Source organism: Caballeronia sp. LjRoot29, assembly GCF_964252755.1.
GTDB lineage: Bacteria > Pseudomonadota > Gammaproteobacteria > Burkholderiales > Burkholderiaceae > Caballeronia.
This window is the reverse complement of record NZ_CAXUPU020000034.1, coordinates 1-25,191: the sequence shown is the minus strand read 5'-3', so window position 1 is coordinate 25,191 and position 25,191 is coordinate 1. Positions and strand designations below refer to the sequence as shown.

At 57.7% G+C, this 25,191-nt stretch carries 36 protein-coding genes and 1 pseudogene; 2 read left to right on the top strand and 35 right to left on the bottom strand.

The features are described from left to right. Window positions 1–73: 73 nt before the first annotated feature. The 3 genes from ccsB to ACSQ83_RS28410 all read right to left on the bottom strand — a co-directional run bounded on the left by ccsB (window position 74) and on the right by ACSQ83_RS28410 (window position 4,425). On the bottom strand, window positions 74–1,276 hold the full coding sequence (gene ccsB, locus ACSQ83_RS28420; RefSeq protein WP_414952784.1) for a c-type cytochrome biogenesis protein CcsB: 1,203 nt from the start codon (window positions 1,274–1,276) through the stop codon (window positions 74–76). Between the two features lie 4 nt (window positions 1,277–1,280). Then, window positions 1,281–3,509 carry a cytochrome c biogenesis protein ResB gene (locus ACSQ83_RS28415; protein WP_436230463.1) on the bottom strand — a complete coding sequence of 743 codons (2,229 nt, stop codon included), beginning with the start codon at window positions 3,507–3,509 and terminating at the stop codon, window positions 1,281–1,283. Between the two features lie 238 nt (window positions 3,510–3,747). Next, a complete protein-coding gene (locus tag ACSQ83_RS28410; protein WP_414952782.1) occupies window positions 3,748–4,425 on the bottom strand; it encodes a c-type cytochrome in 678 nt (225 codons plus the stop codon). 310 nt (window positions 4,426–4,735) lie between these two features. On the opposite strand from ACSQ83_RS28410, the gene yihA reads away from it, so the two are divergent. Both yihA and hemB read left to right on the top strand, forming a co-directional pair. Continuing rightward, window positions 4,736–5,401 (top strand): ribosome biogenesis GTP-binding protein YihA/YsxC, encoded by a 666-nt coding sequence (gene yihA / locus ACSQ83_RS28405; RefSeq protein ID WP_414952781.1) that lies wholly within the window; start codon window positions 4,736–4,738, stop codon window positions 5,399–5,401. A 288-nt stretch (window positions 5,402–5,689) separates the two neighbouring features. Beyond that, on the top strand, window positions 5,690–6,691 hold the full coding sequence (hemB, locus tag ACSQ83_RS28400; RefSeq protein WP_436230462.1) for a porphobilinogen synthase: 1,002 nt from the start codon (window positions 5,690–5,692) through the stop codon (window positions 6,689–6,691). 186 nt (window positions 6,692–6,877) lie between these two features. On the opposite strand, the gene ACSQ83_RS28395 is transcribed toward hemB, so the two are convergent. The 32 genes and pseudogenes from ACSQ83_RS28395 to rpsJ all read right to left on the bottom strand — a co-directional run bounded on the left by ACSQ83_RS28395 (window position 6,878) and on the right by rpsJ (window position 25,054). Beyond that, complete coding sequence (locus tag ACSQ83_RS28395) at window positions 6,878–7,732, bottom strand: AraC family transcriptional regulator (RefSeq protein ID WP_436230461.1); 855 nt, start codon at window positions 7,730–7,732, stop codon at window positions 6,878–6,880. Between the two features lie 265 nt (window positions 7,733–7,997). Then, on the bottom strand, window positions 7,998–9,848 hold the full coding sequence (dsbD, locus tag ACSQ83_RS28390) for a protein-disulfide reductase DsbD (protein ID WP_436230460.1): 1,851 nt from the start codon (window positions 9,846–9,848) through the stop codon (window positions 7,998–8,000). Next, on the bottom strand, window positions 9,841–10,173 hold the full coding sequence (gene cutA / locus ACSQ83_RS28385; RefSeq protein ID WP_436230459.1) for a divalent-cation tolerance protein CutA: 333 nt from the start codon (window positions 10,171–10,173) through the stop codon (window positions 9,841–9,843). The genes dsbD and cutA overlap by 8 nt, the downstream gene beginning before the upstream one ends. 181 nt (window positions 10,174–10,354) lie before the next feature. After that, window positions 10,355–10,750 (bottom strand): 50S ribosomal protein L17, encoded by a 396-nt coding sequence (gene rplQ, locus ACSQ83_RS28380; protein ID WP_414952776.1) that lies wholly within the window; start codon window positions 10,748–10,750, stop codon window positions 10,355–10,357. A 153-nt stretch (window positions 10,751–10,903) separates the two neighbouring features. After that, window positions 10,904–11,881 (bottom strand): DNA-directed RNA polymerase subunit alpha, encoded by a 978-nt coding sequence (locus ACSQ83_RS28375; protein WP_047845349.1) that lies wholly within the window; start codon window positions 11,879–11,881, stop codon window positions 10,904–10,906. A gap of 125 nt (window positions 11,882–12,006) precedes the next feature. Beyond that, window positions 12,007–12,630 carry a 30S ribosomal protein S4 gene (gene rpsD / locus ACSQ83_RS28370; protein WP_414952775.1) on the bottom strand — a complete coding sequence of 208 codons (624 nt, stop codon included), beginning with the start codon at window positions 12,628–12,630 and terminating at the stop codon, window positions 12,007–12,009. Between the two features lie 158 nt (window positions 12,631–12,788). After that, window positions 12,789–13,193, bottom strand: a complete 405-nt coding sequence (gene rpsK / locus ACSQ83_RS28365; protein ID WP_006052224.1) for a 30S ribosomal protein S11 — start codon at window positions 13,191–13,193, stop codon at window positions 12,789–12,791. 28 nt (window positions 13,194–13,221) lie between these two features. Continuing rightward, window positions 13,222–13,587, bottom strand: coding sequence for a 30S ribosomal protein S13 (rpsM, locus tag ACSQ83_RS28360; RefSeq protein ID WP_062000484.1), 366 nt, complete (start codon window positions 13,585–13,587; stop codon window positions 13,222–13,224). A 42-nt stretch (window positions 13,588–13,629) separates the two neighbouring features. Continuing rightward, complete coding sequence (gene rpmJ / locus ACSQ83_RS28355) at window positions 13,630–13,746, bottom strand: 50S ribosomal protein L36 (RefSeq protein WP_004199844.1); 117 nt, start codon at window positions 13,744–13,746, stop codon at window positions 13,630–13,632. 20 nt (window positions 13,747–13,766) lie between these two features. Then, window positions 13,767–13,986, bottom strand: a pseudogene (gene infA, locus ACSQ83_RS28350) (translation initiation factor IF-1). Between the two features lie 8 nt (window positions 13,987–13,994). Further along, the gene (secY, locus tag ACSQ83_RS28345; RefSeq protein WP_414952774.1) at window positions 13,995–15,341 is read right to left on the bottom strand and encodes a preprotein translocase subunit SecY; all 1,347 of its coding nucleotides are present in this window, start codon (window positions 15,339–15,341) and stop codon (window positions 13,995–13,997) included. Between the two features lie 44 nt (window positions 15,342–15,385). After that, window positions 15,386–15,820 (bottom strand): 50S ribosomal protein L15, encoded by a 435-nt coding sequence (gene rplO, locus ACSQ83_RS28340; RefSeq protein ID WP_414952773.1) that lies wholly within the window; start codon window positions 15,818–15,820, stop codon window positions 15,386–15,388. A 29-nt stretch (window positions 15,821–15,849) separates the two neighbouring features. Beyond that, a complete protein-coding gene (gene rpmD, locus ACSQ83_RS28335; protein WP_047845343.1) occupies window positions 15,850–16,032 on the bottom strand; it encodes a 50S ribosomal protein L30 in 183 nt (60 codons plus the stop codon). A gap of 14 nt (window positions 16,033–16,046) precedes the next feature. After that, window positions 16,047–16,565, bottom strand: coding sequence for a 30S ribosomal protein S5 (gene rpsE / locus ACSQ83_RS28330; RefSeq protein ID WP_031361566.1), 519 nt, complete (start codon window positions 16,563–16,565; stop codon window positions 16,047–16,049). Between the two features lie 14 nt (window positions 16,566–16,579). After that, a complete protein-coding gene (gene rplR, locus ACSQ83_RS28325; RefSeq protein ID WP_056355425.1) occupies window positions 16,580–16,945 on the bottom strand; it encodes a 50S ribosomal protein L18 in 366 nt (121 codons plus the stop codon). Between the two features lie 12 nt (window positions 16,946–16,957). After that, window positions 16,958–17,491 carry a 50S ribosomal protein L6 gene (gene rplF / locus ACSQ83_RS28320; protein ID WP_056355422.1) on the bottom strand — a complete coding sequence of 178 codons (534 nt, stop codon included), beginning with the start codon at window positions 17,489–17,491 and terminating at the stop codon, window positions 16,958–16,960. A gap of 19 nt (window positions 17,492–17,510) precedes the next feature. Beyond that, window positions 17,511–17,906 (bottom strand): 30S ribosomal protein S8, encoded by a 396-nt coding sequence (gene rpsH / locus ACSQ83_RS28315; protein ID WP_031361569.1) that lies wholly within the window; start codon window positions 17,904–17,906, stop codon window positions 17,511–17,513. A 14-nt stretch (window positions 17,907–17,920) separates the two neighbouring features. Then, entirely contained in the window at window positions 17,921–18,226 is a 306-nt protein-coding gene (gene rpsN, locus ACSQ83_RS28310; protein WP_031361570.1) for a 30S ribosomal protein S14, read from the bottom strand. 7 nt (window positions 18,227–18,233) lie between these two features. Further along, window positions 18,234–18,773, bottom strand: coding sequence for a 50S ribosomal protein L5 (gene rplE, locus ACSQ83_RS28305; protein WP_031361571.1), 540 nt, complete (start codon window positions 18,771–18,773; stop codon window positions 18,234–18,236). 13 nt (window positions 18,774–18,786) lie between these two features. After that, window positions 18,787–19,095 carry a 50S ribosomal protein L24 gene (gene rplX / locus ACSQ83_RS28300; protein WP_089162633.1) on the bottom strand — a complete coding sequence of 103 codons (309 nt, stop codon included), beginning with the start codon at window positions 19,093–19,095 and terminating at the stop codon, window positions 18,787–18,789. Window positions 19,096–19,104: 9 nt separating this feature from the next. Continuing rightward, window positions 19,105–19,473, bottom strand: a complete 369-nt coding sequence (rplN, locus tag ACSQ83_RS28295) for a 50S ribosomal protein L14 (protein ID WP_006052212.1) — start codon at window positions 19,471–19,473, stop codon at window positions 19,105–19,107. A 299-nt stretch (window positions 19,474–19,772) separates the two neighbouring features. Continuing rightward, entirely contained in the window at window positions 19,773–20,048 is a 276-nt protein-coding gene (rpsQ, locus tag ACSQ83_RS28290; RefSeq protein ID WP_414952772.1) for a 30S ribosomal protein S17, read from the bottom strand. Then, window positions 20,045–20,239 (bottom strand): 50S ribosomal protein L29, encoded by a 195-nt coding sequence (gene rpmC, locus ACSQ83_RS28285; RefSeq protein WP_031361575.1) that lies wholly within the window; start codon window positions 20,237–20,239, stop codon window positions 20,045–20,047. The genes rpsQ and rpmC overlap by 4 nt, the downstream gene beginning before the upstream one ends. A 9-nt stretch (window positions 20,240–20,248) precedes the next feature. Then, window positions 20,249–20,665 carry a 50S ribosomal protein L16 gene (gene rplP, locus ACSQ83_RS28280; RefSeq protein WP_031361576.1) on the bottom strand — a complete coding sequence of 139 codons (417 nt, stop codon included), beginning with the start codon at window positions 20,663–20,665 and terminating at the stop codon, window positions 20,249–20,251. A gap of 2 nt (window positions 20,666–20,667) precedes the next feature. Next, window positions 20,668–21,486: a 30S ribosomal protein S3 gene (gene rpsC, locus ACSQ83_RS28275; RefSeq protein WP_031361577.1), complete on the bottom strand. Its 819-nt coding sequence runs from the start codon at window positions 21,484–21,486 to the stop codon at window positions 20,668–20,670. Between the two features lie 11 nt (window positions 21,487–21,497). Beyond that, a complete protein-coding gene (gene rplV, locus ACSQ83_RS28270) occupies window positions 21,498–21,827 on the bottom strand; it encodes a 50S ribosomal protein L22 (RefSeq protein WP_031361578.1) in 330 nt (109 codons plus the stop codon). 12 nt (window positions 21,828–21,839) lie between these two features. Beyond that, window positions 21,840–22,115, bottom strand: a complete 276-nt coding sequence (gene rpsS / locus ACSQ83_RS28265; RefSeq protein ID WP_031361579.1) for a 30S ribosomal protein S19 — start codon at window positions 22,113–22,115, stop codon at window positions 21,840–21,842. Between the two features lie 10 nt (window positions 22,116–22,125). Continuing rightward, entirely contained in the window at window positions 22,126–22,953 is an 828-nt protein-coding gene (gene rplB, locus ACSQ83_RS28260; RefSeq protein ID WP_299709515.1) for a 50S ribosomal protein L2, read from the bottom strand. A 2-nt stretch (window positions 22,954–22,955) separates the two neighbouring features. Beyond that, window positions 22,956–23,270: a 50S ribosomal protein L23 gene (gene rplW, locus ACSQ83_RS28255; RefSeq protein ID WP_031361581.1), complete on the bottom strand. Its 315-nt coding sequence runs from the start codon at window positions 23,268–23,270 to the stop codon at window positions 22,956–22,958. Beyond that, complete coding sequence (rplD, locus tag ACSQ83_RS28250) at window positions 23,267–23,887, bottom strand: 50S ribosomal protein L4 (RefSeq protein ID WP_031361582.1); 621 nt, start codon at window positions 23,885–23,887, stop codon at window positions 23,267–23,269. Before rplD ends, rplW begins: the two co-directional genes overlap by 4 nt. After that, window positions 23,887–24,546 (bottom strand): 50S ribosomal protein L3, encoded by a 660-nt coding sequence (gene rplC, locus ACSQ83_RS28245; RefSeq protein WP_062091252.1) that lies wholly within the window; start codon window positions 24,544–24,546, stop codon window positions 23,887–23,889. The genes rplD and rplC overlap by 1 nt, the downstream gene beginning before the upstream one ends. Before the next feature lie 196 nt (window positions 24,547–24,742). After that, on the bottom strand, window positions 24,743–25,054 hold the full coding sequence (gene rpsJ, locus ACSQ83_RS28240) for a 30S ribosomal protein S10 (protein ID WP_031361584.1): 312 nt from the start codon (window positions 25,052–25,054) through the stop codon (window positions 24,743–24,745). Window positions 25,055–25,191: the final 137 nt, after the last annotated feature.

Here is a 25,191-nt window from a genome sequence, read left to right as displayed (position 1 = left end):
TTCCGCTCAGACAATAAAAAAACCGCCAGCAAATCTTGCATGGCGGTTCTTAAACAGCGCTTAGAGGCGAATCTTACAGCTTGCCGTAGCTATGCAGACCCGACAAGAACATGTTCACGCCCAGGAACGCAAACGTGGTGACCAGCAAACCGGTCAACGCCCACCATGCAGCAACCGATCCGCGCAGGCCCTTCATCAGGCGCATATGCAGCCACGCGGCGTAATTCAGCCAAACGATCAATGCCCACGTTTCCTTCGGATCCCAGCTCCAGTAACCGCCCCATGCTTCGGCAGCCCACAACGCACCAAGAATGGTCGCGATGGTGAAGAACGCGAAACCGACCGCAATCGACTTGTACATCACGTCGTCGAGCACTTCGAGCGACGGCAGGCGATCCGCCAGGATGCCGCGTTCCTTGACCAGATAAGCCACGCCGACCATGGCCGCCAACGCAAAGCTGCCATATCCGATGAAATTCGCCGGCACGTGGATTTTCATCCACCAGCTTTGCAGCGCGGGCACGAGCGGCTGGATCTGCTGTGCATCGCGGGCGATGGAATACCACATCAGGAAGCCGACGGCGGCGCTGATCACCAGCAGTACGAACGCGCCCATGGCACGCGTGCTGTAGTGCTGTTCGTAATATAAATAAAACAGCGATGTAATCAGGCAGAACAGCACGAAAACTTCATACAAATTCGAAATGGGGATATGACCCACATCCGAACCGATCAGGTAAGACTCGTACCAGCGCACCATCAGGCCGGTGAAGCCCATCAGCACTGCGGCCCAGGTCATCTTCGAGCCGATCGCGCCGCCCGTGGGTGACCGCGACAGCAGGCCGATCCAGTAGAACACCGTCGCCAGCACGAGCAGCGCGCTCATCCACAAGATGGCCGACTGGCTGGACAAGAAGTACTTGAGGAAGAAGTTGGTGTCGGCGCGCGCGAGATCCGAGTGATAAAGCTGCAACGACGACAACGATAACAACGCGATGCACGCAATCAACAGCCGCACCGGCTTCCAGCGCCATCCGAGGACCATGAACGTCGGCACGGCGCAACAGAGCACCAGCTTGTCGTAGTAGTTCATGAACGGGTGATACCGGTACAGCGCGAAACCCGCACCCGCGACCAGCGCCAGCGCGAATAGCCAGTCGGTCAGGCCGAGACGCTTGAGAAACGGACGTTCGTCGAAGAGATCCGGATCGACGGGCACGGTGCCCTCGCGCTGTTGCGCCAGAGTCGAATGGGAAGAGGCTTGTGTGAGGTCCATGTTCTTACCGAGTTGAATCCTGCGAGCCGGTGGACTTGGGGTCCACTGGCGTTTCCGGTGTTGACGTTGCCGGCTGAGACTTGACGCCCAGCATGGCGCCGATCGCGTCGCGCGTTCGCACGAACTCTTTCTCGAAATCGATTGTGCGCCGTGCCGTGGACATTGCCATCAACACGCTGGTGCCGCCCGTCGATGTGTCTTTGAGCCAGAACCAGAGACGACGTTCACGCACGTAAAACATCGAGAAAATGCCGAACACGAGCAGAAGGCTGCCAAGATACACCACTTTTTTACCCGGTGCGCGTGTCAACTGGAACACGGAAGCCTGGATCTGCTTGAACGAATCGAGTTGAAGAAATACCGGCGATCCGTAGAGAAAGCTGTCCGAAAGTGCGTTAATCGACGATTGCACGAATTGCGTGTTTTTCGCATCCGACTGCGCGTCCGGCAGGCCGTTCTGCGCGCGCGAAATCTGCCACAAATCCCACGTCGCGCCTTCCAGCATACGCAGCAATAAGCCTGCCGCCTTTTCCTGCTCGCCCTTCGGCACGGATTTATCGATGAAACCCGCAATTGCCTGGAAACCGCCCAGCGTCGCGCCGGGTTGGCCCGGATTCGCTGCCACGCCGGTTTCGTCCGCGCCCGCGAACAGGTTCAGCACCCGCGACGCGCTTTCCTCCAGATGTTTCTGCAAGTCCGCGTTCGCTTCAGGCACCGAACGCTTCGCGAATCGGCGCGCCGCCTCGTCGCGCATCGCGGGCGTTTCCAGCGCGGCGCGCAGGTTCATCCACTGTTTGATCGAGCTTTGCTCGTCCGCGGGAATACGCAGATAGCGGAACGGATCGTTCGGGCTCAGGCGCATGCCGGCGAGGAACATCGGCTGGCCTTGTACGTCGACGGGCAGCATGTAGTTGTTGAACTCGCGCGCCTGGCCGTCGGTGCCCCGCACCTTATATTGCACCGATGGCCCCACGTTACGCAGATCCGTCGGCTTCGATGTTTTCGCGCCGGAACCGAGCCGTTCGTCGAACGCTTGCTTGAGCGTCTGCGTCCGGCCGACGCCGCGGGTATCGATCGAGCCGCTGCCATCGGTAACGTTTTCCACGTTGATCGCGCGGAAATCGGTGAATTCCACGGTTTCGCCCGATCCGCCGATGATCTGCGGGCTCATTGGCACCGTGCCGCCAATCGCTCCGTCGAACGGCGTGGTTTTCGTGCTGCCGCCGGACATGGGCCACGCGGTCATGGAGAGCTTCGAACCGCCATCCTGGAAACTCGATTGATAGATCGAAATACCATCGTAGGTGAACGGTTCATTCACTTCGATACGCGCCGGGATGCGCTTGCCGGTCGCATGATCGATCACGACGATATCGCTGGCAAACAGCTTCGGCATGCCAGTCGAGTAATAGTCGACGATGAATTTGTTGAGCTGGATGGAGAACGGCAAATCCTGGATCAGCGAGCCGTCCTGCTGATTCAGGATGGCGGTTGCAACGTGCTGCCCTTCCGGCACCCAGGCGTAGCCGCGGAACGTGGGATTCGACGTCGGTAGCCGATGATTCGGCGCGATATCGTTGATGACTTCGTTCGATGCAATCGGGGTCTTGCTGAAGAGCAGCATTTGCAGCTTGATCGGCAAATTGCTGTCGAGCAAGCCGCCGAGGCAGATGATCACGAACGCCAGATGCGCCGAGATATAGCCGATCTTCGTCAGCGCGCCGCGCTTGGCCGCGATCAACGTCGCGCCGCTCTCCGTCTCGCGCGTAACAAACTTGTAGCCCATCTTGCCCGCGAGGCGTTGCAGGTTGACGGCAGTCTCGGCACGCGATCCGGCCACTTGCGGGAATTCACCCTTGTGATGGAACGCGCGCAGGCTGCCTTCGCGCACTCGATCCTTCCAGCTCTTCATGTCCGCGATCATCTTCGGGCCGTTGCGGATCACGCACAGCGACACCGAGAACACCAGGAACATCAGGATCAGCAAGAACCACCACGCGCTATAAACGTTGTAGAGGCTCAGGCCGCGGAAGATGTCGGCCCAGAACGGACCGAACTGATTGACGTAATTCGGGTACGGATCTTCTTGCGTAAGAACCGTCCCGATAATGCTTGCTATCGCGAGAATGACGAGCAATGAAATGGCGAAGCGCATCGAACTAATTGTTTCGATGGCATGACGCACGCTGCTACGGCTCGACTTCGACTGCAATCCCGACGTGGTGACGCTCATTCAAACTCCGGCTGAACAGCAAAAAAGGGTGGAGACGCAAGCGGTCTGTGACCGGCGTCCCACCCTTTTTCTTATTTTGCGCGCCGGCCTCGTCGGACCGGCTTCGTACATCATTCAAACTGCGACATTTGACTATGACTCGCGCATGTGACGTCCGGGCGACGCTGCGCGCATCTTAATGCAGACCCGCACTTGACGCAGACGGGTCGTGCGGACCATTACAGACCGTTAGCGACAGTCAATGAAGGCCGGCGATGTAGTCTGCAACCGCCTTCACTTCTGCCTCATTCAGGCGCAGCGCAATGGTGTGCATCGGCTCACTGTTGTTGCGCGTGCCCTGCGCAAACGCGGTGAGCTGCGCGGCCGTGTAGTCCGACCATTGTCCCGACAACCGCGGATACTGCACCGGCACGCCCATGCCCGTCGCGCCATGACACGCGGCACACGCCGGGACGCCCCTGTCCGCAATGCCGCCGCGATAAATCTTCTGCCCAACCGGCACGGTATTCTTGTCGCGCGCGTAGCCTGGTTTGGCCTTCTGCGTCTCAAAATACGCGGCCACGTTGACCATGTCCTGATCGTTCAACGCGCCCGCAATGCCTGCCATGATGGGGTTCTTGCGCGCCGGCTCTTTCGCGCCCGGCTGCGTCTTGTAATCCTTCAACTGCTTGACGATGTACTCGGCATGCTGGCCTGCCAGCTTCGGAAACGCGCCGCCGGCACTGTTGCCGTCTGCTCCGTGACACGCTGCGCAAACCTGGGTGGCAATTGCCTGACCCCTTGTCACGTCTGGCTTGGCGGGGGCTCCGGGCGCAGCCGCTTCTGCCGCTTGCGCTGTGACTGTCCAGCCTACCAACCCCGCTCCTAATGCTGCTGCTAATTCCAGGACCATCAGAGTCTTGTACAGTCGGTTCATTCGCGTACCCTGTTTTTCGTCTTGTGAGAATTGTGAGGTTCTGCAAAACGACGGTTACCGATGCACTGCAAGACACCCGACAGAGGACTCGATACGGGATAAAAGGTTACCCGGCGCGCGCCCTGAAATCTGTCGTCAAACCTGTCTCACTCCTTATCCCGCTTGGGTCTTGCGTGCCCTGGCTGGTCTTCGTACAACCGTCGTATTGTACAATAACTCGCTAAACGCAAAGACGCCAGTCGGGGCAAGCCCAGTATTCAGTGGCTCCTTACAGCTCGAGTTTCCACAGAATTTCACTTTCGGTCTTCCCATGTCGTCATTTCTGCTCCACCAAGCCCGTTTTTTTACAACGGTCAATCACCTGAAGGACCTGCCGCCGACGCCCCAGCCGGAGATCGCTTTCGCGGGCCGTTCGAATGCCGGCAAGTCGACTGCCATCAACCTGCTGTGCAACCAGAAGCGGCTGGCATTCGCCAGTAAGACGCCGGGTCGCACGCAGCACATCAACTACTTTGCGATAGGCCCGGCTGACCAGCCCCGCGCGCATGTGGTCGATTTGCCGGGGTACGGGTACGCGGAAGTATCGGGTAATGCCAAGCTGCATTGGCAGGCATTGCTATCCACCTATTTGCAGAGCCGGGCGCAGCTCGTCGGCATGATCCTGATGATGGATTCGCGCCGTCCGCTGACCGAACTCGACAAGATCATGCTCGAGTGGTTTGCGCCCACGGGAAAGCCAATTCACGCTTTACTGACGAAATGCGACAAATTGACGCGGCAGGAAAGCATCAACACGTTGCGCGCGACCAAGAAAGCGTTCGAGGAATACACGGCGGCCGGATATCGCGGCGAATTGACGCTGCAGCTCTTCTCAGCGCTCAAGCGCGTCGGGCTCGACGAAGCCCACGAGAAAATCGAAAGCTGGCTGATCCCGAAATCGACGGAAGAAATTGCGCCGGAAGACGAAGCGCAGTGAGATAGATCTGGTGCCGAACGTTGGATTGACTCACGTCGCCCAGCATAAAAAAACCCGCCGCATGACGGCGGGTCAAACAGCCTGATCGAATCCTTCGATCATCACAGGCACCCGCTCAGGGAGGAGAAGCGGGGAGCTCGGCGCCAAGCGCCTACCTCGATCGGTATGATATACCATTGTCCCGAAAAGGTTCTGAAGGCGGTCCGGCCCCTTGTCCATGGCGGTTGCGGCGGTTCAGCCAGCATCCGTTTCCCTGATTGCGTTATCTACCCTCCCCCCACAAAAGTCATGAGCTTCTATCCGCATCATCGTCCGCGCCGTATGCGTCGTGACGACTTTTCGCGCCGCCTGATGCGCGAAAACCTGCTGACCACGAACGACCTGATCTACCCCGTGTTTATCGTCGAGGGATCGAATGTGCGTCAGGCCGTCCCGTCCATGCCGGGCGTCGAGCGCACATCGGTCGATCTGCTGATGAAGGTGGCCGAGCAGTGCGTGGAACTCGGCGTGCCGGTGATTTCGCTGTTCCCCGCGATCGAACCTTCGTTGAAAACGCCGGATGGCCGCGAAGCGACGAACCCTGAAGGCCTGATTCCGCGCGCCGTTCGCGAGTTGAAAAAGCACTTTCCCGAACTGGGCGTGCTCACCGATGTCGCGCTGGATCCGTACACCAGCCACGGACAGGACGGTGTCCTCGACGAACAGGGCTACGTGATCAACGATGAAACCAGCGAAATTCTCGTCGACCAGGCGCGTGCACAGGCCGAAGCGGGTGTGGATATCGTGGCGCCCTCGGACATGATGGACGGCCGGATCGGCGCAATTCGCGAAATGCTAGAAAGCGACGGACATATCCACACGCGGATCATGGCGTACGCGGCGAAGTACGCATCGGCGTTTTACGGCCCGTTCCGCGACGCGGTCGGCTCCGCTGCGAACCTCGGAAAGAGCAACAAGATGACGTACCAGATGGATCCGTCGAATTCCGATGAAGCCCTGCGCGAAGTGCGGATGGATATCGAGGAAGGCGCGGACATGGTGATGGTCAAGCCGGGCATGCCGTATCTGGATATCGTGTATCGCGTGAAGGAGGAGTTTCGCTTTCCGACCTACGTGTACCAGGTCAGCGGCGAGTACGCGATGATCAAGGCCGCCACGCAAAACGGCTGGCTCGATCACGACAAGGCGGTGATGGAGTCGCTACTGGCGTTTAAACGTGCTGGCGCGGACGGCGTGCTCACGTACTTCGCGCTCGATGCTGCGCGGCTGTTGCGGGTGGCATCGAAGTAAAGGGATCCGCGCGTTTTTGGGGCGGTGATGGTCTTCTGGAACCGTGTCGCCGCCTTCGCTCGGGGATGAGTCCACCCCCGCGGTGCTGCAAGTCCCGCCGACTGAACGCGGAGATTCTCCGGCCGAGCGCCGCCTTAGTCACGCGCTCGACCGGTTGTTAAGCTGGGCGGCTAGCGCCTCGAACGCTCAAACCAGCGGCAAACAGATCTCCGTCAGCAAATCGGCGGGTGCCGTTTCCTTCGGATTGTTCAGATACTCCTCGAATACAGGCGCATCGGCGGCCTCACGGCCCGATTGCACGAGCCACGTTCCGTATAACCATTCATAGGCCGCGTGCATATCGCTGTAGGGCCCTTTATGGCGGAGCACCGCATACTGGCCGCCACGTAACGGCGTTACTCCGACCGGCGCGGCGACTTCGATCTTGGCTGGCAACACGACCCCGGCCTTCGATCTCAACTCCGCTTCTGCCACGATCCCAGGATCGTCATAGTAGATGCCGATCGTCCGGAACTCCGCCGACAACAGATTCCTGCTGGCTAGCCAACCGAACAGCGCATCGAACGCCTTGCCAATCTGCATATACGACCCGACGTGGTCGAGAGACACAACGTTCATCGCCGGTACGTCACGAATCACCACTTCACGCATCACCATTTGATCGTCTCCCGATAACGCCGGCCGAAACCGGCTGTGAGTGCCCTGCCTGCGGTACTGCGCGAGCGGCATGCCGAATGCCGCCCTGAACGTGCGCGAAAACGACTGCAAGCTGCCATACCCGGAACGCTCGGCTATCTCCGCGATCGGCATCGATCCATTAGCCAAGTAACCGCCCGCACGATGCAGTCTTAACCGGCGCACCGTCGCGGCGATCGTCTCGCCGTACATCGCCTGATAAATCCGATGCCAGTGATACGGCGACAAACAGGCGATCTCAGCCAACCTGTCGATATCCAGAGGCTTGTCGAGATGATCGTAGATATGGTCGAGCACGCGACTCAGTCGCGATTCGTAACGGGCTTGATAAGTCAGATCGTTCATGAGCGACTCACCGGGAGCGAGCGTTGAGTGCAAACAAAAGTATCACGATGCGATTTACCAAATCCTGCGGACTTGATGACGCTTTAGTTGGGGGTTGGCGGAGGAGTCGGGCCGCTTAGGTTTTGATGGTGCGCGGTTTATACCGCGCCGGGTTTAAGGGCGAGCGGCCCTTGATCCTCTGGTCCGAGCGAGAAGATGGCCCTCCGCATGACACACGTTCTACAGAGGTCCGCCATTGAGCACGTCAAGTTACTCTCGTCGAAAATCACGTCGCGGGCGCGGAGAGTTTGTCCAGGCTCTTCAAGAACGTATCCGCCGACTCGTACCCGACAACCCGCACCACTTCGTTGCCTTGCGCATCGAAGAAGATGATCCCCGGCGGCCCGAACAGTTTGAAGCGTTTGAGCAACGCTTGGTCATCGGGATTATTCGCCGTGACGTCCGCGCGCAGCAGGTTGAGTTGTGCGAGACGAGCACGTACCCGCGGATCGCTGAACGTGAGATGTTCCATTTCCCTACACGACACGCACCAATCGGCATAGAAATCGAGCATGGCGGGACGGCCGGCTGCCTTGAGCGCCAGGTCCAGTTCCGCCGATGACTTCACCGGTGCGAAAGTCTCCCCAGGCGCTGATTGTTGTGCGCTGGCTTCCGTTCCGGAACCCATGCGCGCCGCAAATACAGCAAGCGGTCGAAGTGGATCGGTCGAACCCGCAGCGAGCCCAACGAGCAACGCCGCGCCCCAGATAGCGAGCGCGGCGCCGAATCCCCGACCCAGTTTGCGCCATATCGACACCCCTGCAGCGCCCGATGTGAACAGTCCCAACGCCGCAGCCGCCGCAAGCAACCACAACGCCGCCAGCGCCATCTGCGCGACCGCGCTGAGTACTGGCCACACAATCCACAGTGCCGCCGCGAGCAACACAACGCCGAAGAACACCTTCACACCGTCCATCCAGTTTCCGGCGCGCGGCAACAGCGTGCCGGCACCCAGTCCGATGATCAGCAGCGGCACGCCGAGCCCTACGCCCATGGAGAACAACGCGGCGCCGCCGAGCAGCGCGTTGCCCGTGTGCGCGATGAATGCAAGCACGGCGAAGAGTGGCGCAGTCATGCAAGCACCGACCACGAGCGCCGACAATGCCCCCATGACGACGACCGCCGCAACCTTCCCGCCCGAACGTTTCTGCGACGCCTGGTTGACGCTGTTTTGCCAGCGCGCCGGCAATGCGATATCGACACCTGCGATCAGCGTGAGCGCGAAGATCGCCAGCAGCACGCCGAACGCGCCGAGCACCCAGGGATTCTGGAGCCATGCGCCGAGACTCTGCCCGATCATCGCGGCGAGCACGCCTAGCGCGGTGTAGACGAGCGCCATGCCAAACACGTACGCCACCGATAACCCGAATCCCCGCGAGCGCGTCACGCGCGCGCCTTCACCAATGATGATGGCCGACAGAATAGGAATCATTGGATAAGAGCACGGCAACAAGCTCAACACGACGCCCGCTACGAAGTACAAGCCGATGATTGCGAAAAAGCCCCCGCTTTCGAGCAGGGATTGCGCGTAATCGGCGTTGGTTGCGCGTTCGTACCAAGGAACGTCACTGGCGCTGGCCGATGGCGTTTGACCAGCGGCACTGGCGGCTTGCAGCGCCGCGCCACTGACGCGGTACACGCGCTCCATCGGCGGATAACAAATGCCTTGATCGGCACACCCCTGCGACGTGACGGCAATATCGAAAGGACCGGAAGCCTGCTTCACCGGAATCCGGATCACAAGTTCACCGCGATACGTTTCCACGTCCTTGTTAAACGTCTGGTCGAAGTGAACCTTGCCTGCGGGCAATTGCGGTTCGCCAAGCGTCGCCGTGCCACTCTTCACCGCAAACGCAAACCGCTCGCGATACATGTAATAGCCATCTGCTACTTTATATCGCACGTCGATTTCGCCCGGTTTCTCCGTGGCGCTGAATTTGAACGCGACGGCGGGGTCGAGAAAATCGTCGGCGGCATGGCTTGGCGAAATGAAGCAGAGTAGCAACGCGAAACACGATACGAGCATGAGCACTGCATCGAGCGGCCGGCGCGCGGAGAAGGCAAAGGACTTAAACATTAAGAGGACGTTGAGTTTCCGCAGTAATCCATTGCCCATAAGCAGCCGACGCATCTGCCTGCCACGAGACAATTTCAGGTGTTTCATAAGGATGATTCGCTTCGATAAAGCGCGTCAGTTCGTCGCTGCGTGCGAGGCTTGTCTTGAACAGGAGCTGAAGCTCCTCGGCAACCTCGACCTTACCTTCCCACCGATACCGCGACTTCACCGCCCCCAGCTCTGTCACGCATGCGGCAAGGCGTGCGTCTATGGCTTGCTGCGCGAGCGTTGACGCGGCCTCGCTGTCAGGCAGCGTCGTGAGAACGAGTACAACCGGCGTGTTCACGGAAAAGCTCCGATGCAGTGGATATGCACGCAATCCTAGCACTGGACGTCGACAACTCGCATTCAGCCAATCGGCCTATGACCCGAATCACAAGCCGTAGAAACCGGCCGTGCGAAACCAGCGCACAAATAGAAAAAGGCCAAGCAAAGCTTGGCCTTTCTTCGATCAACAGCGCGCTCGCTTATTCAGCTTCTTGCACGTCGTCGCCGTCCGCGAGTTCCGGACGATCCATCAGCATGACCAGCGCCATCGGCGCGTTGTCGCCGTTACGGAAGCCGAACTTCAGGATGCTCAGATATCCACCCGGGCGCTTTTCAAAGCGCGGGCCCAGCACTTCGAACAGCTTCGCGACGGAGTCACGATCGCGCAGGCGGTTGAACGCCAGACGGCGATTTGCCAATGACGGCTTCTTGCCGAGTGTGATCAGCGGCTCAACAACTTTACGGAGTTCTTTAGCTTTCGGCAGCGTCGTCTTGATGACTTCGTGCTCGATCAGCGAGTTCGACATATTACGGAGCATAGCCAAACGGTGGCTGCTCGTGCGGTTCAGTTTCCGCAAACCATGTTTATGGCGCATTTTGAATTTCCTAATTAACCAAGTTTAGATCCAGCTCTTCTATTGCGTCTCCTGAGAATTTCTCGTGAGCGCACGGGCCGGTCGTAGAAAAAGCAAGATGCGGATTTTAAAGGAAAATCCGCATCTTTGCCAGTCAAGCGTACTGCTTGAATCTTACTTGTCGAGACCAGCCGGCGGCCAGTTTTCGAGCTTCATACCCAACGTCAGACCACGCGAAGCCAGGACTTCCTTGATCTCGTTCAGCGACTTGCGACCGAGATTAGGCGTCTTGAGCAATTCGTTTTCCGTGCGCTGAATCAAATCACCGATGTAATAGATGTTCTCGGCCTTCAGGCAGTTCGCGGAACGAACCGTCAGTTCGAGATCGTCCACCGGACGCAACAGGATCGGATCGATCTGCGGCGCGCGCGACGGAGCTTCTGCCGCTGCTTCCGTGCCTTCCAGTGCGGCGAACACCGACAACTGGTCGACCAGGATACGAGCTGATTGACGAATTGCTTCCTCGGGCGAAATCACGCCGTTGGTTTCAATGTTCATCACGAGCTTGTCGAGGTCGGTACGCTGTTCAACGCGAGCGCTTTCAACGGCGTAGCTCACGCGGAGAACCGGCGAGAACGATGCGTCCAGCACGATACGGCCAATGATCTTCGCCGAATCTTCGCCATAACGGCGCACGTTGCCCGGCACATAACCGCGGCCCTTTTCAATCTTGATCTGAACGTCGAGCTTGCCGCCCTTCGACAGATGCGCAATCACGTGACCCGGATTGATGACCTCGCAGTCGTGCGCGAGTTCGATATCGCCGGCCGTGACAACGCCTTCGCCTTCCTTGCGCAGCGTAACCGTAACTTCGTCGCGGTTATGCAGCTTGAAAACGACGCCCTTCAAATTCAACAGCAGGTTGACCACATCTTCTTGCACGCCGTCGAGCGTAGAATATTCATGCACGACGCCAGCAATCGTCACTTCGGTCGGCGCATAACCAATCATCGACGACAACAGCACACGCCGAAGCGCATTACCCAAGGTGTGACCATAACCGCGTTCGAACGGCTCCATGACCACTTTCGCGTGACTGTCGCCAAGCGATTCAACTGCAATAATCTTGGGCTTCAACAAACTGGTTTGCATAGGTTTTCCTTTTCAATACCCTCGGCTCGTTACGCCGATAAGGCTGACCGGTGACAACCCGAAAATAAACAGCCGAGGTAACCCCTTGCCTTCGGCAATCAGGGCTCCCCGGCCGTTAATCCGATTTACCGCGAATACAATTCGACGATCAGGCTTTCGTTGATGTCGCCAGCGATATCGCTGCGTTCCGGCATCGACTTGAACGTGCCTTCGAACTTCTTGGCATCGACCGTCACCCAGCTCGGCATTCCGCCTTGCTCAGCCAGGTTCAGCGCTTCGAGAATCCGCACTTGTTTCTTCGACTGTTCGCGAACAGCAACCACATCACCGGCCTTGACTTGCATAGACGGGATGTTGTTCACAACGCCGTTCACCGTGATCGACTTGTGGCCGACCAACTGACGCGCTTCAGCACGCGTTGAACCGAAGCCCATGCGATACACGACGTTATCAAGACGCGACTCAAGCAATTGCAGCAGGTTTTCGCCCGTCGGGCCCTTGCGGCGATCAGCTTCAGCGAAGTAACGGCGGAACTGACGTTCGAGCACGCCGTAAATACGCTTCACTTTTTGCTTTTCACGCAACTGCGTACCGTAGTCGGACGTACGAGCACCCGACGTGCGGCCATGCTGACCCGGCTTGCTATCGAGCTTGCACTTGTCGGCGAGGGAGCGGCGCGCGCTCTTCAGGAAAAGATCAGTACCTTCACGGCGGGACAGCTTTGCTTTTGGACCGGTATAACGTGCCACTTTGCATCCTTAATAATTGATCACGCGAAGATTGTTCGCGCTAGTTCGAACTCGATGGATCGAACGGTGGGCTTAGTCAGTATTCTTCACGCAGATTCCATAACGCAAGCAACCTGTCGACGCGCGAGCGTCAACAGGTCAAGGCGTTACGCGACGTCTTAGATACGACGACGCTTCGGCGGACGGCAGCCGTTGTGCGGAACCGGTGTCACGTCGGAGATTGCGGTGATCTTGATTCCAAGACCATGCAGCGCACGCACCGCCGATTCACGGCCAGGACCAGGGCCCTTGATCCGCACTTCGAGGTTCTTCACGCCGTATTCCATCGCCACGCGACCAGCCGATTCGGCTGCAACCTGAGCAGCAAAGGGAGTCGATTTACGCGAACCCTTGAAGCCCTGGCCACCCGAAGTTGCCCAGGCGAGTGCATTGCCTTGGCGATCGGTGATCGTGATGATGGTGTTGTTGAACGACGCGTGAACGTGAACTACGCCCTCGGCGACGTTCTTCTTTACCTTCTTGCGAACGCGTTGCGCCGCGGAGTTGTTCGAAGCCTTAGCCATTACGTTTTCCTGTAACTATCAATTCCGCTTACTTCTTCAGCGATTGCGCTGCACGACGCGGACCCTTACGGGTACGGGCATTCGTACGTGTGCGTTGACCACGCATGGGCAGGCCCTTGCGATGACGTACGCCACGATAGCAGCCCAAGTCCATCAGGCGCTTGATGTTCATCGTCACTTCACGACGCAGGTCGCCTTCGACGATAAACTTACCCACTTCTTCTCGCAGCTTTTCGAGGTCTGCGTCAGTGAGGTCTTTGACCTTCTTCGAAAACTCCACACCAGACGAGACGCAAATGTTGCGTGCGCGCGTGCGGCCTACACCGAAAATAGCCGTGAGGCCGATTTCAGTATGCTGGTGATTCGGGATGTTAACCCCTGCGATACGAGCCATTGTTTTTCCTCAAACAAAAAGCGCAAGCAAAAAGCGCGGCGTTCAGCCTTGACGCTGTTTGTGGCGCGGATCAGAGCTGCAAATCACGCGCACAACGCCCTTGCGCTTGATGATCTTGCAATTGCGGCAAATGCGCTTAACCGATGCCATCACTTTCATGATATTACCCTTTTTTCAAATCACTTCGCCCGGAACACGATCCGTGCACGAGACAGATCGTAAGGCGTCAATTCAACCGTTACCTTGTCGCCTGGAAGAATGCGGATGGTGTGCATCCGCATTCTTCCCGGATATGTGCCCAAGAACCACATGGCCATTTTCTAACCTAACCCGGAAAGTCGCATTGGGAAGGTTTTCCACCACCTCACCCTGCATCTGGATTACATCATCTTTGGCCATAGTCCTTATTAGCGCATAGGGACGTTACTGCCTTTGAAGTTGGCCTTCTTGAGCAGCGATTCGTACTGTTGCGACATAACGTAGGACTGCACCTGCGCCATGAAATCCATCGTGACCACGACAATGATCAGCAGCGACGTTCCACCGAAATAAAACGGTACGTTCCAACGCAGCACCAGAAATTCCGGCAGCAAGCAAACGAACACGATGTAGATCGCACCGGCCAGCGTCAAACGCGTGAGGATCCGATCAATATATCGAGCCGTCTGGTCACCAGGACGAATCCCGGGAACGAAGGCACCGCTTTTCTTCAAGTTGTCGGCCGTCTCTCTGCTGTTGAACACCAACGCGGTGTAGAAGAAGCAGAAGAAAACGATCGCCATTGCGTACAGCAACACATACACCGGTTGACCAGGCTTCAGCGCCTCAGCAACACCGTGCAGCGTGTTCGCAAACCAGCCGGTCCGCGTACCCGAACTAAACCAGTTCAGGATAGTTGCCGGGAACAGGATGATCGACGACGCAAAGATCGGCGGAATCACACCCGACATATTCAACTTCAGCGGCAAATGCGAAGACTGACCGCCGTAAATCTTGTTTCCGACCTGACGCTTGGCGTAGTTCACGAGGATCTTGCGCTGACCGCGTTCGATGAACACCACCACGAACGTGACCGCCCCAATCAGCACGACGACAATAATCGCCGAGATGATACTCATGGAGCCGGTGCGAACCAGTTCGAAGAGACCACCGATTGCGTTCGGGAAACCCGCCGCGATACCACCGAAAATGATGATCGAGATTCCGTTGCCCAGACCGCGCTCCGTGATCTGCTCACCCAGCCACATCAGGAACATCGTGCCGGTCACCAGCGTGACCACAGTCGTCAACCGGAACACCATGCCTGGATCAATAACGAGTCCAGCCTGATTTTCCAGCGCCACCGCAATACCGAATGCTTGAAACGTAGCCAGAACAACCGTGAAGTAACGCGTGTACTGCGTAATCTTCCGCTGCCCCGCTTGCCCTTCTTTCTTCAGCGCTTCCATTTGCGGCGAAACGATCGACAGCAGCTGCATGATGATCGACGCTGAGATGTACGGCATGATCCCAAGCGCGAAGATCGTGAACCTGGAAAGAGCACCACCCGAGAACATGTTGAACATGCCTAAGATGCCGCCTGACTGGCTCTGGAAAAGCTTCGCCAGCTGATCCGGGTCGATACCCGGCACCGGAATGTGCGCACCGATACGGTAGACGATCAGCGCCAGCAGCAAGAACATTGCACGCCGACGCAGATCGCCGAACTTCGCAGCGCTTCGACCGGATTTTGCGAGACTCGGGCTATTAGCCAAGAACCTTCTCCGATGCTTTCGCTAACAACGACAACACGCTTTCGTTACTCAGAGACCGAGCCGCCAACGGCTTCAATCGCAGCACGGGCACCCTTCGTAGCAACGAGGCCCTTGACCGTGATCTTGCGCGTCAACTCGCCCGTCTTGATGATCCGTGCGCTCGTAAAGAGCACGCCGAGCAGACCGGCTTGCTTCAAAGCCAACAAGTCGATTTCGTCGACCGGCAGCTTCTCGAGATCCGACAAACGCACTTCACCAACGAACTCATGCGTCAGCGAGCTAAAGCCACGCTTCGGCAGACGACGTTGCAAAGGCATCTGACCGCCTTCGAAGCCGACTTTATGAAAGCCGCCCGAACGCGATTTTTGACCCTTGTGACCACGACCTGCAGTCTTGCCCAGGCCGGAACCGATACCGCGGCCAACGCGACGCTTTGCGTGCTTCGCGCCTTCTGCCGGCTTAAGGTTATTCAAATCCATATTCAACTCCTTGATCCCTGGTCAGCCGCTTAGCTGAGGACTTTGACAAGGTACGAGACCTTGTTGATCATCCCGCGCACTGCCGGGGTGTCCTGCAGTTCGCTAACCGAGTTGAGTCGGCGCAGGCCCAGACCACGCACCGTTGCACGGTGCGTTTCACGGGTCCCAATCAGGCTCTTCACGAGCTGAACCTTGACAGTTTTATCAGACATGGTGACCACCTGGCTTAGCCCAAAATATCTTCGACGGACTTGCCGCGCTTCGCCGCGATGTCACCCGGCGTGGACTGCTTGCGCAGACCGTCGAGTGTTGCACGAACGAGGTTGTACGGATTCGTCGAACCGTGGCTTTTCGCCACAACGTTTTGAACGCCCATCACGTCGAACACTGCGCGCATCGGGCCGCCGGCGATAACACCCGTACCGTCCTTGGCCGGAGCCAGGAGAACTGCGGATGCGCCATGCTTACCATGCACTTCGTGTTGCAGCGTACCGTTCTTCAACGGCACCTTGAACATGTTGCGGCGTGCTTGTTCCATTGCCTTTTGAACAGCAACCGGAACTTCCTTCGCTTTACCTTTGCCCATGCCGATGCGGCCATCGCCATCGCCAACCACGGTCAGTGCGGCAAAACCGAGAATCCGGCCGCCCTTCACCACCTTGGTCACGCGATTGACCGCGATCATCTTTTCACGGAGGCCGTCGTCGCGTTCTTCAGCCTTCACATTCGCTTGCATCTTTGCCATGACGAATTCTTCCCTTAGAACTTGAGTCCGGCTTCGCGTGCCGCATCAGCCAGCGCTTTCACGCGGCCGTGGTAACGGAAACCTGAACGGTCGAAGGCGACGGATTCGACGCCGGCAGCCTTGGCTTTTTCAGCAATACGCTTACCGACAGCGATCGCAGCATTGACGTTGCCGCCCTTACCGGTCTTGTCGGCCAGTTCGGCACGCACTTCAGCTTCGAGCGTCGACGCGCTTGCCAACACCTTGGTGCCGCATGCCGAGAACACTTGCGCATAGATATGCGTGTTCGTGCGATGCACAGCCAGACGTGCGACCTGCAGCTCAGCGATCTTGACGCGCGTCTGTTTAGCGCGGCGCAGGCGAGATTGAGTCTTATCCATGATTGCGCACCCTTACTTCTTCTTCGTTTCTTTGAGGATGACGACTTCGCCGAAGTAGCGCACGCCCTTGCCCTTGTAGGGCTCCGGCGGACGGTAACCGCGAACTTCCGCAGCGACCTGGCCAACTTTCTGCTTGTCGATCCCCTTGATCACGATTTCGGTTTGCGTCGGGGTTTCAACTTTGACGCCTTCCGGCATCGCATGCACCACGGGGTGCGAGAAACCCAGCGACAGATTCAGCTTGTCGCCCTGCGCCTGCGCGCGATAACCAACGCCAACCAGCGTCAGCTTGCGCTCGAAACCCTTCGTAACGCCATTCACCATGTTCGCCACGAGGGCGCGCATCGTGCCCGACATCGCATTCGCTTCACGGCTTTCATCAGCCGGGGCGAAGTTGAGCGTGCCGTTGTCGTTTGCTACCGTAACAAGCGGGTTGGCCGCTTGCGTAATCGTACCCAGCGGGCCCTTGACGGTGATTACTTCGCCGCTAAAGGCCACTTCCGCGCCTTGCGGCAGCGTAATCGGGCTTTTACCTACTCGAGACATGTTTCTTCTCCTTTTCGGCTTAAGCGACGTAGCAGAGGACTTCGCCGCCGACGCCGGTCTGGCGCGCCTTGCGGTCGGTCATCACACCCTGGGGCGTCGACACGATTGCAACGCCAAGACCGTTCATCACAACCGGAATGTCGTTACGACCGCGATACACACGCAGACCAGGCTTCGAGACGCGTTCAATGCGCTCGATAACCGGACGGCCAGCGTAGTACTTCAACGCGATATTCAATTCAGACTTCGCACCTTCAGACTTCACTGCGAAATCGTCGATATAACCTTCGTCCTTCAAAACCTGCGCAATCGCAACCTTGACTTTCGACGAGGGCATTGTCACCGATACTTTCTCAACCATCTGCGCATTGCGGATGCGAGTCAGCATATCGGCGATAGGATCACTCATACTCATTTAGATATCTCCTATTACCAGCTCGCCTTGGTCAGGCCAGGGATTTCGCCGCGGAATGCGATTTCGCGAATCTTGCTGCGTGCCAATCCGAATTTGCGGAACGTGCCACGCGGACGACCCGTGATCGCGCAGCGGTTACGCTTGCGAGTGGGGTTCGAATTGCGGGGCAGTTGTTGCAGTTCGAGACGAGCGGCATAACGCTCTTCGTCCGACTTGCTCGCGTCATCAATGACCGCCTTCAGCGCCGTACGCTTGGGAGCGTACTTTGCAGCCAGGCGCGCACGCTTCTTTTCACGTTCGATCAGTGCCAGTTTAGCCACGGTAACCTCAGTTTCTGAACGGGAACTTGAAGCTGGCGAGCAGTGCCTTCGCTTCATCGTCAGTCTTCGCGGTCGTCGTGATGCTGATGTTCAGCCCACGAAGCGCGTCGATCTTGTCGTAATCGATCTCGGGGAAAATGATCTGCTCTTTCACACCGATGTTGTAGTTGCCGCGACCGTCGAACGCACGACCCGATACACCGCGGAAGTCACGAACCCGGGGGAGCGCAACCGTCACGAAACGATCGAGAAATTCGTACATGGCCTGACCGCGCAGCGTAACCATCGCGCCGATCGGGTAGCCCTGACGAATCTTGAAGCCAGCGATAGCCTTGCGTGCCTTCGTGATAACGGGCTTTTGGCCAGCAATCTTCGTCAGGTCGCCAACGGCGTTTTCGATGATCTTCTTGTCGGCGACGGCTTCACCAAGACCCATGTTCAGGGTGATTTTGGTGATGCGCGGCACTTCCATTACGGACTTGTAGCCGAACTTCTCAACGAGGCCGGGTACAACTTTCTCTTTATAAAACTCATGCAGACGTGCCATTTATTACTCCGCGTCAGACGCTAAGCGTGGCACCGGTCGACTTCAAGAAGCGTACCTTCTTGTCGTTCTCGACCTTGATGCCCACACGCGACGCCTTGCCATTCGCGTCGACCAATGCGACGTTCGAAATATGCAAGGGCATCGTCTTGGCTTCTACGCCGCCCGTCGTACCCTTCATCGGGTTAGGCTTCACGTGTTTCTTGACGAGGTTGATACCCTCGACCGTCACACGCTCTTCCCCAACGGACAGCACGATACCGCGCTTGCCTTTGTCTTTGCCAGTGATGACGAGAACCTCGTCACCTTTGCGAATCTTGTTCATCGCGACTCCTTACAGCACTTCCGGCGCGAGCGAAACGATCTTCATAAATCGTTCACTACGCAATTCACGCGTAACCGGTCCGAAAATACGCGTACCGATAGGCTCGAGCTTGGCATTCAAAAGTACGGCGGCATTACCGTCGAACTTGATCAGCGAGCCGTCCTGGCGGCGCACGCCCTTGGCCGTACGAACGACCACGGCGTTGTAGATTTCGCCCTTCTTCACGCGTCCGCGCGGCGTTGCTTCTTTGACGGTCACCTTGATGATGTCGCCAATGCTAGCGTAACGACGCTTCGAGCCGCCGAGCACCTTGATGCACATCACTTCACGTGCACCTGTGTTGTCGGCAACTTCAAGCCGAGTTTCGGTCTGAATCATGGTTTATCTTTCCCAACTTAATCCAGTTACGCCACCATGGCTTAACCGGTCAGTCTTGGTCCCGTCAGCCTGGTGGCTGCTTGGGTTAGAACAGGCAGCGAGGGCAGACGAAACCCGCCATCGCAATCCGGTGAATCTGTCAGCACAAGCTTGGCGCCTGCGCTGGCTTCCCCCACCAACTTCGCCCGCGATGGGGCTCCCACAAAGAGGGAAGACCGAAATTATAACGCATAATTTCGGTCTGGCAAGCGAAAGTTACTGCGATACTTCTTTTACCGCGTTTTGATGCTTTTTGACGCTTAGATTACGCGAGCTGTCTCAAGCAACTTCGACACAACCCAGGCTTTCGTCTTGGAAATCGGACGTGTTTCCTGGATCTCGACGAGATCGCCTTCGTTGTACGTGTTCGCGTCGTCGTGAGCGTGGTACTTCTTCGACCGTACGACGTACTTGCCGTAGATCGGGTGCTTTACGCGATGCTCAACCAGCACGGTGACCGTCTTTTCCATCTTGTTGCTGACGACCTTGCCGACCAGCGTCCGCTTGAGCGAGGTTTTTACGCTGCTATCGTTCATTTCTGGTTCGCCTTCTCAGTCAGGACGGTCCGCACACGAGCGATGTCGCGACGAACCTTCTTCAATTGACTATTGTTGGTCAATTGCTGGGTCGCGAGTTGCATGCGCAGGCCGAATTGCGCCTTCAGCAGGTCCGTCAGCTCTTGATTGAGCCCAGCCTGGTCTTTCTGGTGAAGTTCGGAAGCCTTCATCATTGCTCCTTAGGCGCCGAGCTGGCGTGAAACGAAGTACGTCTTCAGCGGCAGCTTAGCTGCAGCCAGACGGAACGCTTCACGTGCCAACTCTTCAGTAACACCGTCCATTTCATACAACATCTTGCCCGGTTGAATCTCTGCGACGTAGTACTCAGGGTTACCTTTACCGTTACCCATCCGTACTTCAGCCGGCTTTTGCGAGATCGGCTTGTCCGGGAAAATGCGGATCCAGATACGGCCGCCACGTTTAATGTGACGCGTCATTGCACGACGCGCCGCTTCGATTTGGCGCGCGGTCAAACGGCCGCGACCGATAGCCTTCAGACCATATTCACCGAACGACACTGCGTTGCCGCGCGTCGCCTTGCCGGTGTTACGACCCTTCTGCTCTTTGCGATACTTTCTGCGTTTCGGTTGCAGCATCGTTATTCTCCAGTCTTCCCGTCGCCGCCGGCACCGCCAGCACGACGGGGAGCGCCTGCACCACGGCGCGCACCTGCGTTTGCCGGACCACCACCCTCACCATCACGACGCGGACGGCGATCGCCACCCGGACGTGCGTTACGGCGCGGACGCTTGTCTTCGGCTACTTCTTCGACCACCGGTGCATCGTTGCGGCCCAGCGTGTCGCCCTTGTAGACCCACACCTTGACGCCGATGATGCCGTAGGTCGTCTTCGCTTCCGAGGTTGCGTAGTCGATATCAGCACGCAGCGTGTGAAGCGGAACGCGGCCTTCGCGATACCACTCCGTACGAGCGATTTCGATACCGTTCAACCGGCCCGCGCTCATGATCTTGATGCCTTGGGCACCCAGACGCATGGCGTTTTGCATCGCACGCTTCATCGCGCGGCGGAACATGATCCGGCGCTCGAGTTGCTGCGTGATCGAGTCGGCGATCAGTTGCGCGTCGGTTTCCGGCTTACGGATTTCTTCGATGTTGACGTGGACCGGAACGCCCATGCGGCGTTGCAGTTCCGTCTTCAACAGTTCGATATCCTCACCCTTCTTGCCGATCACTACACCCGGACGCGAGCTGTAAATCGTGATACGTGCATTCTTCGCCGGACGCTCGATGACAACCCGACCCACCGAAGCGTTTTTCAGCTTCTTCTTCAGGTATTCACGAACGCCGATGTCTTCCTGCAGCATCGATGCGAAATTGGTGTTGTTCGCGTACCAACGCGACGCCCAATTTCGGCTGACAGCCAGACGGAAGCCTGTCGGATGAATTTTTTGTCCCATCGTATGGCTCCTTAATTCCCGACTGTCACGGTGATGTGACAGGATTGCTTCTCAATGCGGTTACCACGGCCTTTTGCGCGCGCGGTGAATCGCTTCAGGGAAGCTGCCTTGTCGACCATGATGCTCGTTACTTTGAGCTCGTCGATGTCGGCGCCTTCGTTGTGTTCCGCATTCGCGATCGCCGACAGCACGACCTTCTTGACAATACCCGCCGCCTTCTTCGGCGAGAACGTAAGAACGTTCAGCGCCTTGTCGACCGGCAAACCACGGATCTGGTCAGCCACAAGGCGCGTCTTCTGCGCCGAGATGCGGGCACCGCGATGAATAGCTTTTACTTCCATCTTGATAGCCCCTTATTTCTTGGCCTTCTTGTCGGCTGCATGACCCTTGAACGTACGGGTCAATGCGAACTCGCCAAGTTTGTGGCCGACCATGTTTTCCGAAACATAAACCGGGACGTGTTGACGGCCGTTATGGACGGCGATCGTCAGACCGATGAAGTCCGGGAGAATCGTCGAACGACGCGACCAGGTCTTGATCGGCTTCTTGTCACGCGCAGCTGCGGCAGCCTCAACCTTCTTCAGCAAATGAGCGTCGCAGAACGGACCTTTTTTAACAGAACGTGCCATTGCTTACTCCTTAGCGCTTGTGACGGCGCTGAACGATCATCGTCGTCGTGCGCTTGTTGCTGCGGGTGCGATATCCCTTGGCCGGGGTTCCCCACGGGCTGACCGGATCGCGACCTGCTGCCGTCTTACCTTCACCACCACCGTGCGGGTGATCGACCGGGTTCATTGCAACGCCACGCACCGTCGGGCGGATACCGCGCCAGCGGTTAGCACCGGCCTTACCGATTTGACGGAGGCTATGCTCTTCGTTGCCAACTTCACCAATCGTCGCGCGGCACTCAACGTGCACACGGCGAATTTCACCCGAACGCAGGCGAACCTGAGCGTACGTGCCTTCACGAGCCAGCAGCATCGCGGACGTACCAGCCGAGCGCGCCATTTGCGCGCCCTTGCCCGGCAACATCTCGACACAGTGAATCGTCGTACCGACCGGAATGTTGCGGATCGGCAGGGTGTTACCCGAGCGGATCGGCGCTTCCGAACCAGACATCAACGATTGACCCACCGTCGCGCCCTTCGGAGCGATGATGTACGTGCGCTCGCCGTCTGCGTACAGAACCAGCGCGATGTTCGCGCTACGGTTCGGATCGTACTCAAGACGTTCGATCTTCGCCGGAATGCCGTCCTTGATGCGACGGAAATCGACCATACGGTAGTGTTGCTTATGACCGCCACCTTTGTGACGTGTCGTGATGCGACCGGAGTTATTCCGGCCGGCGGTCACGGACTGTGCGTCGAGCAGCGCTGCATGCGGCTTGCCCTTGTACAGATCCTTGTTGACCACCTTGACCATCGCGCGGCGACCCGGCGAAGTCGGCTTAACTTTTACGATTGCCATGATTACTTGGCCTCCGCTTCAAAGTTGATTTCCTGGCCGGGCTTCAGGCAGACATACGCCTTCTTCACGTCCTTGCGCTTACCCATGAAGCGGCCAAAGCGCTTGGCTTTACCCTTCGTGACCAACACGTTGACGGAATTGACTTCTACCTTGAACAGCAGCTCGACAGCAGCCTTGACTTCCTGCTTCGTGGCATCGGGCGCGACTTCGAACACAACTTGCTCGTTCTTGTCGGCCACCAGCGTCGCCTTTTCGGAGATCACCGGCGCGAGCAGGACCTGCATCAAACGATGATCGTTCTTGCGAATCTCGCTCATGACAGCAACTCCTCGATCTGGGCGACCGCAGCCTTCGTAATCACGATCTTCTTGAAGTAGATCAACGAGAGCGGGTCGGCGTAACGCGGCTCGACAACGGCCACGTGGGCCAGATTGCGCGACGCGAGGTACAGGTTTTCGTCGACCGTGTCAGTAATGACCAGGACGGACTCGAGACCCATTGCCTTGAATTTTTCGGCCAACAGCTTCGTCTTCGGCGCTTCGAGGGTCATCTCGTCGACGACCACGATGCGACCTTCACGGGCCAGTTGCGAATAGATCGAGCAGAGACCTGCGCGATGCATCTTCTTGTTGACCTTGTGCGAAAAGTTTTCTTCCGGCGAATTCGGGAAGATCCGGCCACCGCCGCGCCACAACGGGCTCGACGACATACCGGCACGAGCGCGGCCCGTACCCTTTTGACGCCACGGCTTCTTGGTCGTGTGCTTGACTTGCTCACGATCCTTCTGCGCGCGGTTACCGCTTCGTGCGTTGGCTTGATAGGCCGTGACGACCTGATGGATCAGGGCTTCGTTGTAATCGCGACCGAACACGACGTCCGATGCGTTCACACCCGTGCCTTCCTGACCATTGGCGCTCAGGAGCTTAAGTTCCATTATTTCGCTCCTTTCACAGCGCGAGCCTTGACAGCCGGCGTCACGAAGACCTTACCGCCCTTGGCACCAGGAACAGCGCCACGGACCAGCAGCAGATGACGGTCGGTGTCGATACGAGCGATTACGAGGTTTTGCACCGTAACCGTTTCGTCGCCCATGTGACCGGTCATGCGCTTACCCGGGAAAACACGACCCGGATCCTGCGCCATACCGATCGAACCAGGGACGTTGTGCGAACGCGAGTTACCGTGCGATGCGCGACCCGAAGCGAAGTTGTGACGCTTGATGGTACCGGCGTAGCCCTTACCGATCGACACGCCTTGCACGTCGACTTTCTGGCCCACTTCGAAGATGTCCGTACCGATCACGGTACCGTTCGACAACTCGGCAGCCTTAGCGGAATCGATCTGGAATTCTTTGAGAACTTCACCAGCTTGTACGCCGGCTTTGGCAAGGTGACCTGCCAGCGGCTTCGTCACGCGCGATGCGCGGCGAGTGCCGAATGCAACTTGAACGGCGATGTAACCATCCGTTTCTACAGACTTGATCTGCGTCACTCGGTTGTCCGACACGTCCAATACGGTGACGGGAATCGAATCCCCTTCAGGCGTAAAGATACGGGTCATGCCAACCTTGCGACCTACGAGTCCAAGGCTCATCGTTTTCTCCATTCCCAACTGCGATTGGTCGGGGCTGATTTACAAAATGCCGGGCGCTCAGGCGAGTAGCTCACCAGAATCAACCGACTTTTTTGCGCAAATGCGCGAAAAGCCTTGGAGTATAACAAGGCTTTTCGTTTTCCGCAAGCAATCAAAGACTTAGCGCCACTCCTCGCGAGAGCAGCGCTGGTGAAACTTATTGCAACTTGATTTCCACATCGACACCGGCCGGCAGGTCGAGCTTCATCAACGCGTCAACGGTCTTGTCCGTCGGATCGACGATGTCCATCAAGCGTTGGTGGGTCCGGATTTCGAGCTGATCGCGCGACGTCTTGTTGACGTGCGGCGAACGCAAAATGTCAAAACGTTGGATACGGGTCGGCAGCGGTACCGGACCACGTACGATTGCGCCAGTCCGCTTAGCCGTATCGACGATTTCAGCTGCTGACTGATCGATCAGACGATAGTCGAAAGCCTTCAGGCGAATGCGGATTTTCTGGTTTGCCATGACAATTCCTTGAAAGAGCGAGACGGTGTTGCACCGTCGATTTGGTAAAAGAGCAAGGAGCCGGGCACTAGCTAGGTGCATGCGCCCGGCTCCGGGCACGACTACTAATTACAGCTTTTCTGAAGCAAGCTCAGGAT

Coding starts and splice junctions, on each gene's coding strand:
- ccsB (WP_414952784.1), bottom strand. CDS start 1,276: ATGGACCTCACACAAGCCTCTTCCCATTCGACTCTGGCGCAACAGCGC.
- ACSQ83_RS28415 (WP_436230463.1), bottom strand. CDS start 3,509: ATGAGCGTCACCACGTCGGGATTGCAGTCGAAGTCGAGCCGTAGCAGC.
- ACSQ83_RS28410 (WP_414952782.1), bottom strand. CDS start 4,425: ATGAACCGACTGTACAAGACTCTGATGGTCCTGGAATTAGCAGCAGCA.
- yihA (WP_414952781.1), top strand. CDS start 4,736: ATGTCGTCATTTCTGCTCCACCAAGCCCGTTTTTTTACAACGGTCAAT.
- hemB (WP_436230462.1), top strand. CDS start 5,690: ATGAGCTTCTATCCGCATCATCGTCCGCGCCGTATGCGTCGTGACGAC.
- ACSQ83_RS28395 (WP_436230461.1), bottom strand. CDS start 7,732: ATGAACGATCTGACTTATCAAGCCCGTTACGAATCGCGACTGAGTCGC.
- dsbD (WP_436230460.1), bottom strand. CDS start 9,848: ATGTTTAAGTCCTTTGCCTTCTCCGCGCGCCGGCCGCTCGATGCAGTG.
- rplQ (WP_414952776.1), bottom strand. CDS start 10,750: ATGCGCCATAAACATGGTTTGCGGAAACTGAACCGCACGAGCAGCCAC.
- ACSQ83_RS28375 (WP_047845349.1), bottom strand. CDS start 11,881: ATGCAAACCAGTTTGTTGAAGCCCAAGATTATTGCAGTTGAATCGCTT.
- rpsK (WP_006052224.1), bottom strand. CDS start 13,193: ATGGCTAAGGCTTCGAACAACTCCGCGGCGCAACGCGTTCGCAAGAAG.
- rpsM (WP_062000484.1), bottom strand. CDS start 13,587: ATGGCTCGTATCGCAGGGGTTAACATCCCGAATCACCAGCATACTGAA.
- rpmJ (WP_004199844.1), bottom strand. CDS start 13,746: ATGAAAGTGATGGCATCGGTTAAGCGCATTTGCCGCAATTGCAAGATC.
- rplO (WP_414952773.1), bottom strand. CDS start 15,820: ATGGATTTGAATAACCTTAAGCCGGCAGAAGGCGCGAAGCACGCAAAG.
- rpmD (WP_047845343.1), bottom strand. CDS start 16,032: ATGTCTGATAAAACTGTCAAGGTTCAGCTCGTGAAGAGCCTGATTGGG.
- rpsE (WP_031361566.1), bottom strand. CDS start 16,565: ATGGCAAAGATGCAAGCGAATGTGAAGGCTGAAGAACGCGACGACGGC.
- rplR (WP_056355425.1), bottom strand. CDS start 16,945: ATGGATAAGACTCAATCTCGCCTGCGCCGCGCTAAACAGACGCGCGTC.
- rplF (WP_056355422.1), bottom strand. CDS start 17,491: ATGTCTCGAGTAGGTAAAAGCCCGATTACGCTGCCGCAAGGCGCGGAA.
- rpsH (WP_031361569.1), bottom strand. CDS start 17,906: ATGAGTATGAGTGATCCTATCGCCGATATGCTGACTCGCATCCGCAAT.
- rplE (WP_031361571.1), bottom strand. CDS start 18,773: ATGGCACGTCTGCATGAGTTTTATAAAGAGAAAGTTGTACCCGGCCTC.
- rplX (WP_089162633.1), bottom strand. CDS start 19,095: ATGAACAAGATTCGCAAAGGTGACGAGGTTCTCGTCATCACTGGCAAA.
- rplN (WP_006052212.1), bottom strand. CDS start 19,473: ATGATTCAGACCGAAACTCGGCTTGAAGTTGCCGACAACACAGGTGCA.
- rpsQ (WP_414952772.1), bottom strand. CDS start 20,048: ATGAACGATAGCAGCGTAAAAACCTCGCTCAAGCGGACGCTGGTCGGC.
- rpmC (WP_031361575.1), bottom strand. CDS start 20,239: ATGAAGGCTTCCGAACTTCACCAGAAAGACCAGGCTGGGCTCAATCAA.
- rplP (WP_031361576.1), bottom strand. CDS start 20,665: ATGCTGCAACCGAAACGCAGAAAGTATCGCAAAGAGCAGAAGGGTCGT.
- rpsC (WP_031361577.1), bottom strand. CDS start 21,486: ATGGGACAAAAAATTCATCCGACAGGCTTCCGTCTGGCTGTCAGCCGA.
- rplV (WP_031361578.1), bottom strand. CDS start 21,827: ATGGAAGTAAAAGCTATTCATCGCGGTGCCCGCATCTCGGCGCAGAAG.
- rpsS (WP_031361579.1), bottom strand. CDS start 22,115: ATGGCACGTTCTGTTAAAAAAGGTCCGTTCTGCGACGCTCATTTGCTG.
- rplB (WP_299709515.1), bottom strand. CDS start 22,953: ATGGCAATCGTAAAAGTTAAGCCGACTTCGCCGGGTCGCCGCGCGATG.
- rplW (WP_031361581.1), bottom strand. CDS start 23,270: ATGAGCGAGATTCGCAAGAACGATCATCGTTTGATGCAGGTCCTGCTC.
- rplD (WP_031361582.1), bottom strand. CDS start 23,887: ATGGAACTTAAGCTCCTGAGCGCCAATGGTCAGGAAGGCACGGGTGTG.
- rplC (WP_062091252.1), bottom strand. CDS start 24,546: ATGAGCCTTGGACTCGTAGGTCGCAAGGTTGGCATGACCCGTATCTTT.
- rpsJ (WP_031361584.1), bottom strand. CDS start 25,054: ATGGCAAACCAGAAAATCCGCATTCGCCTGAAGGCTTTCGACTATCGT.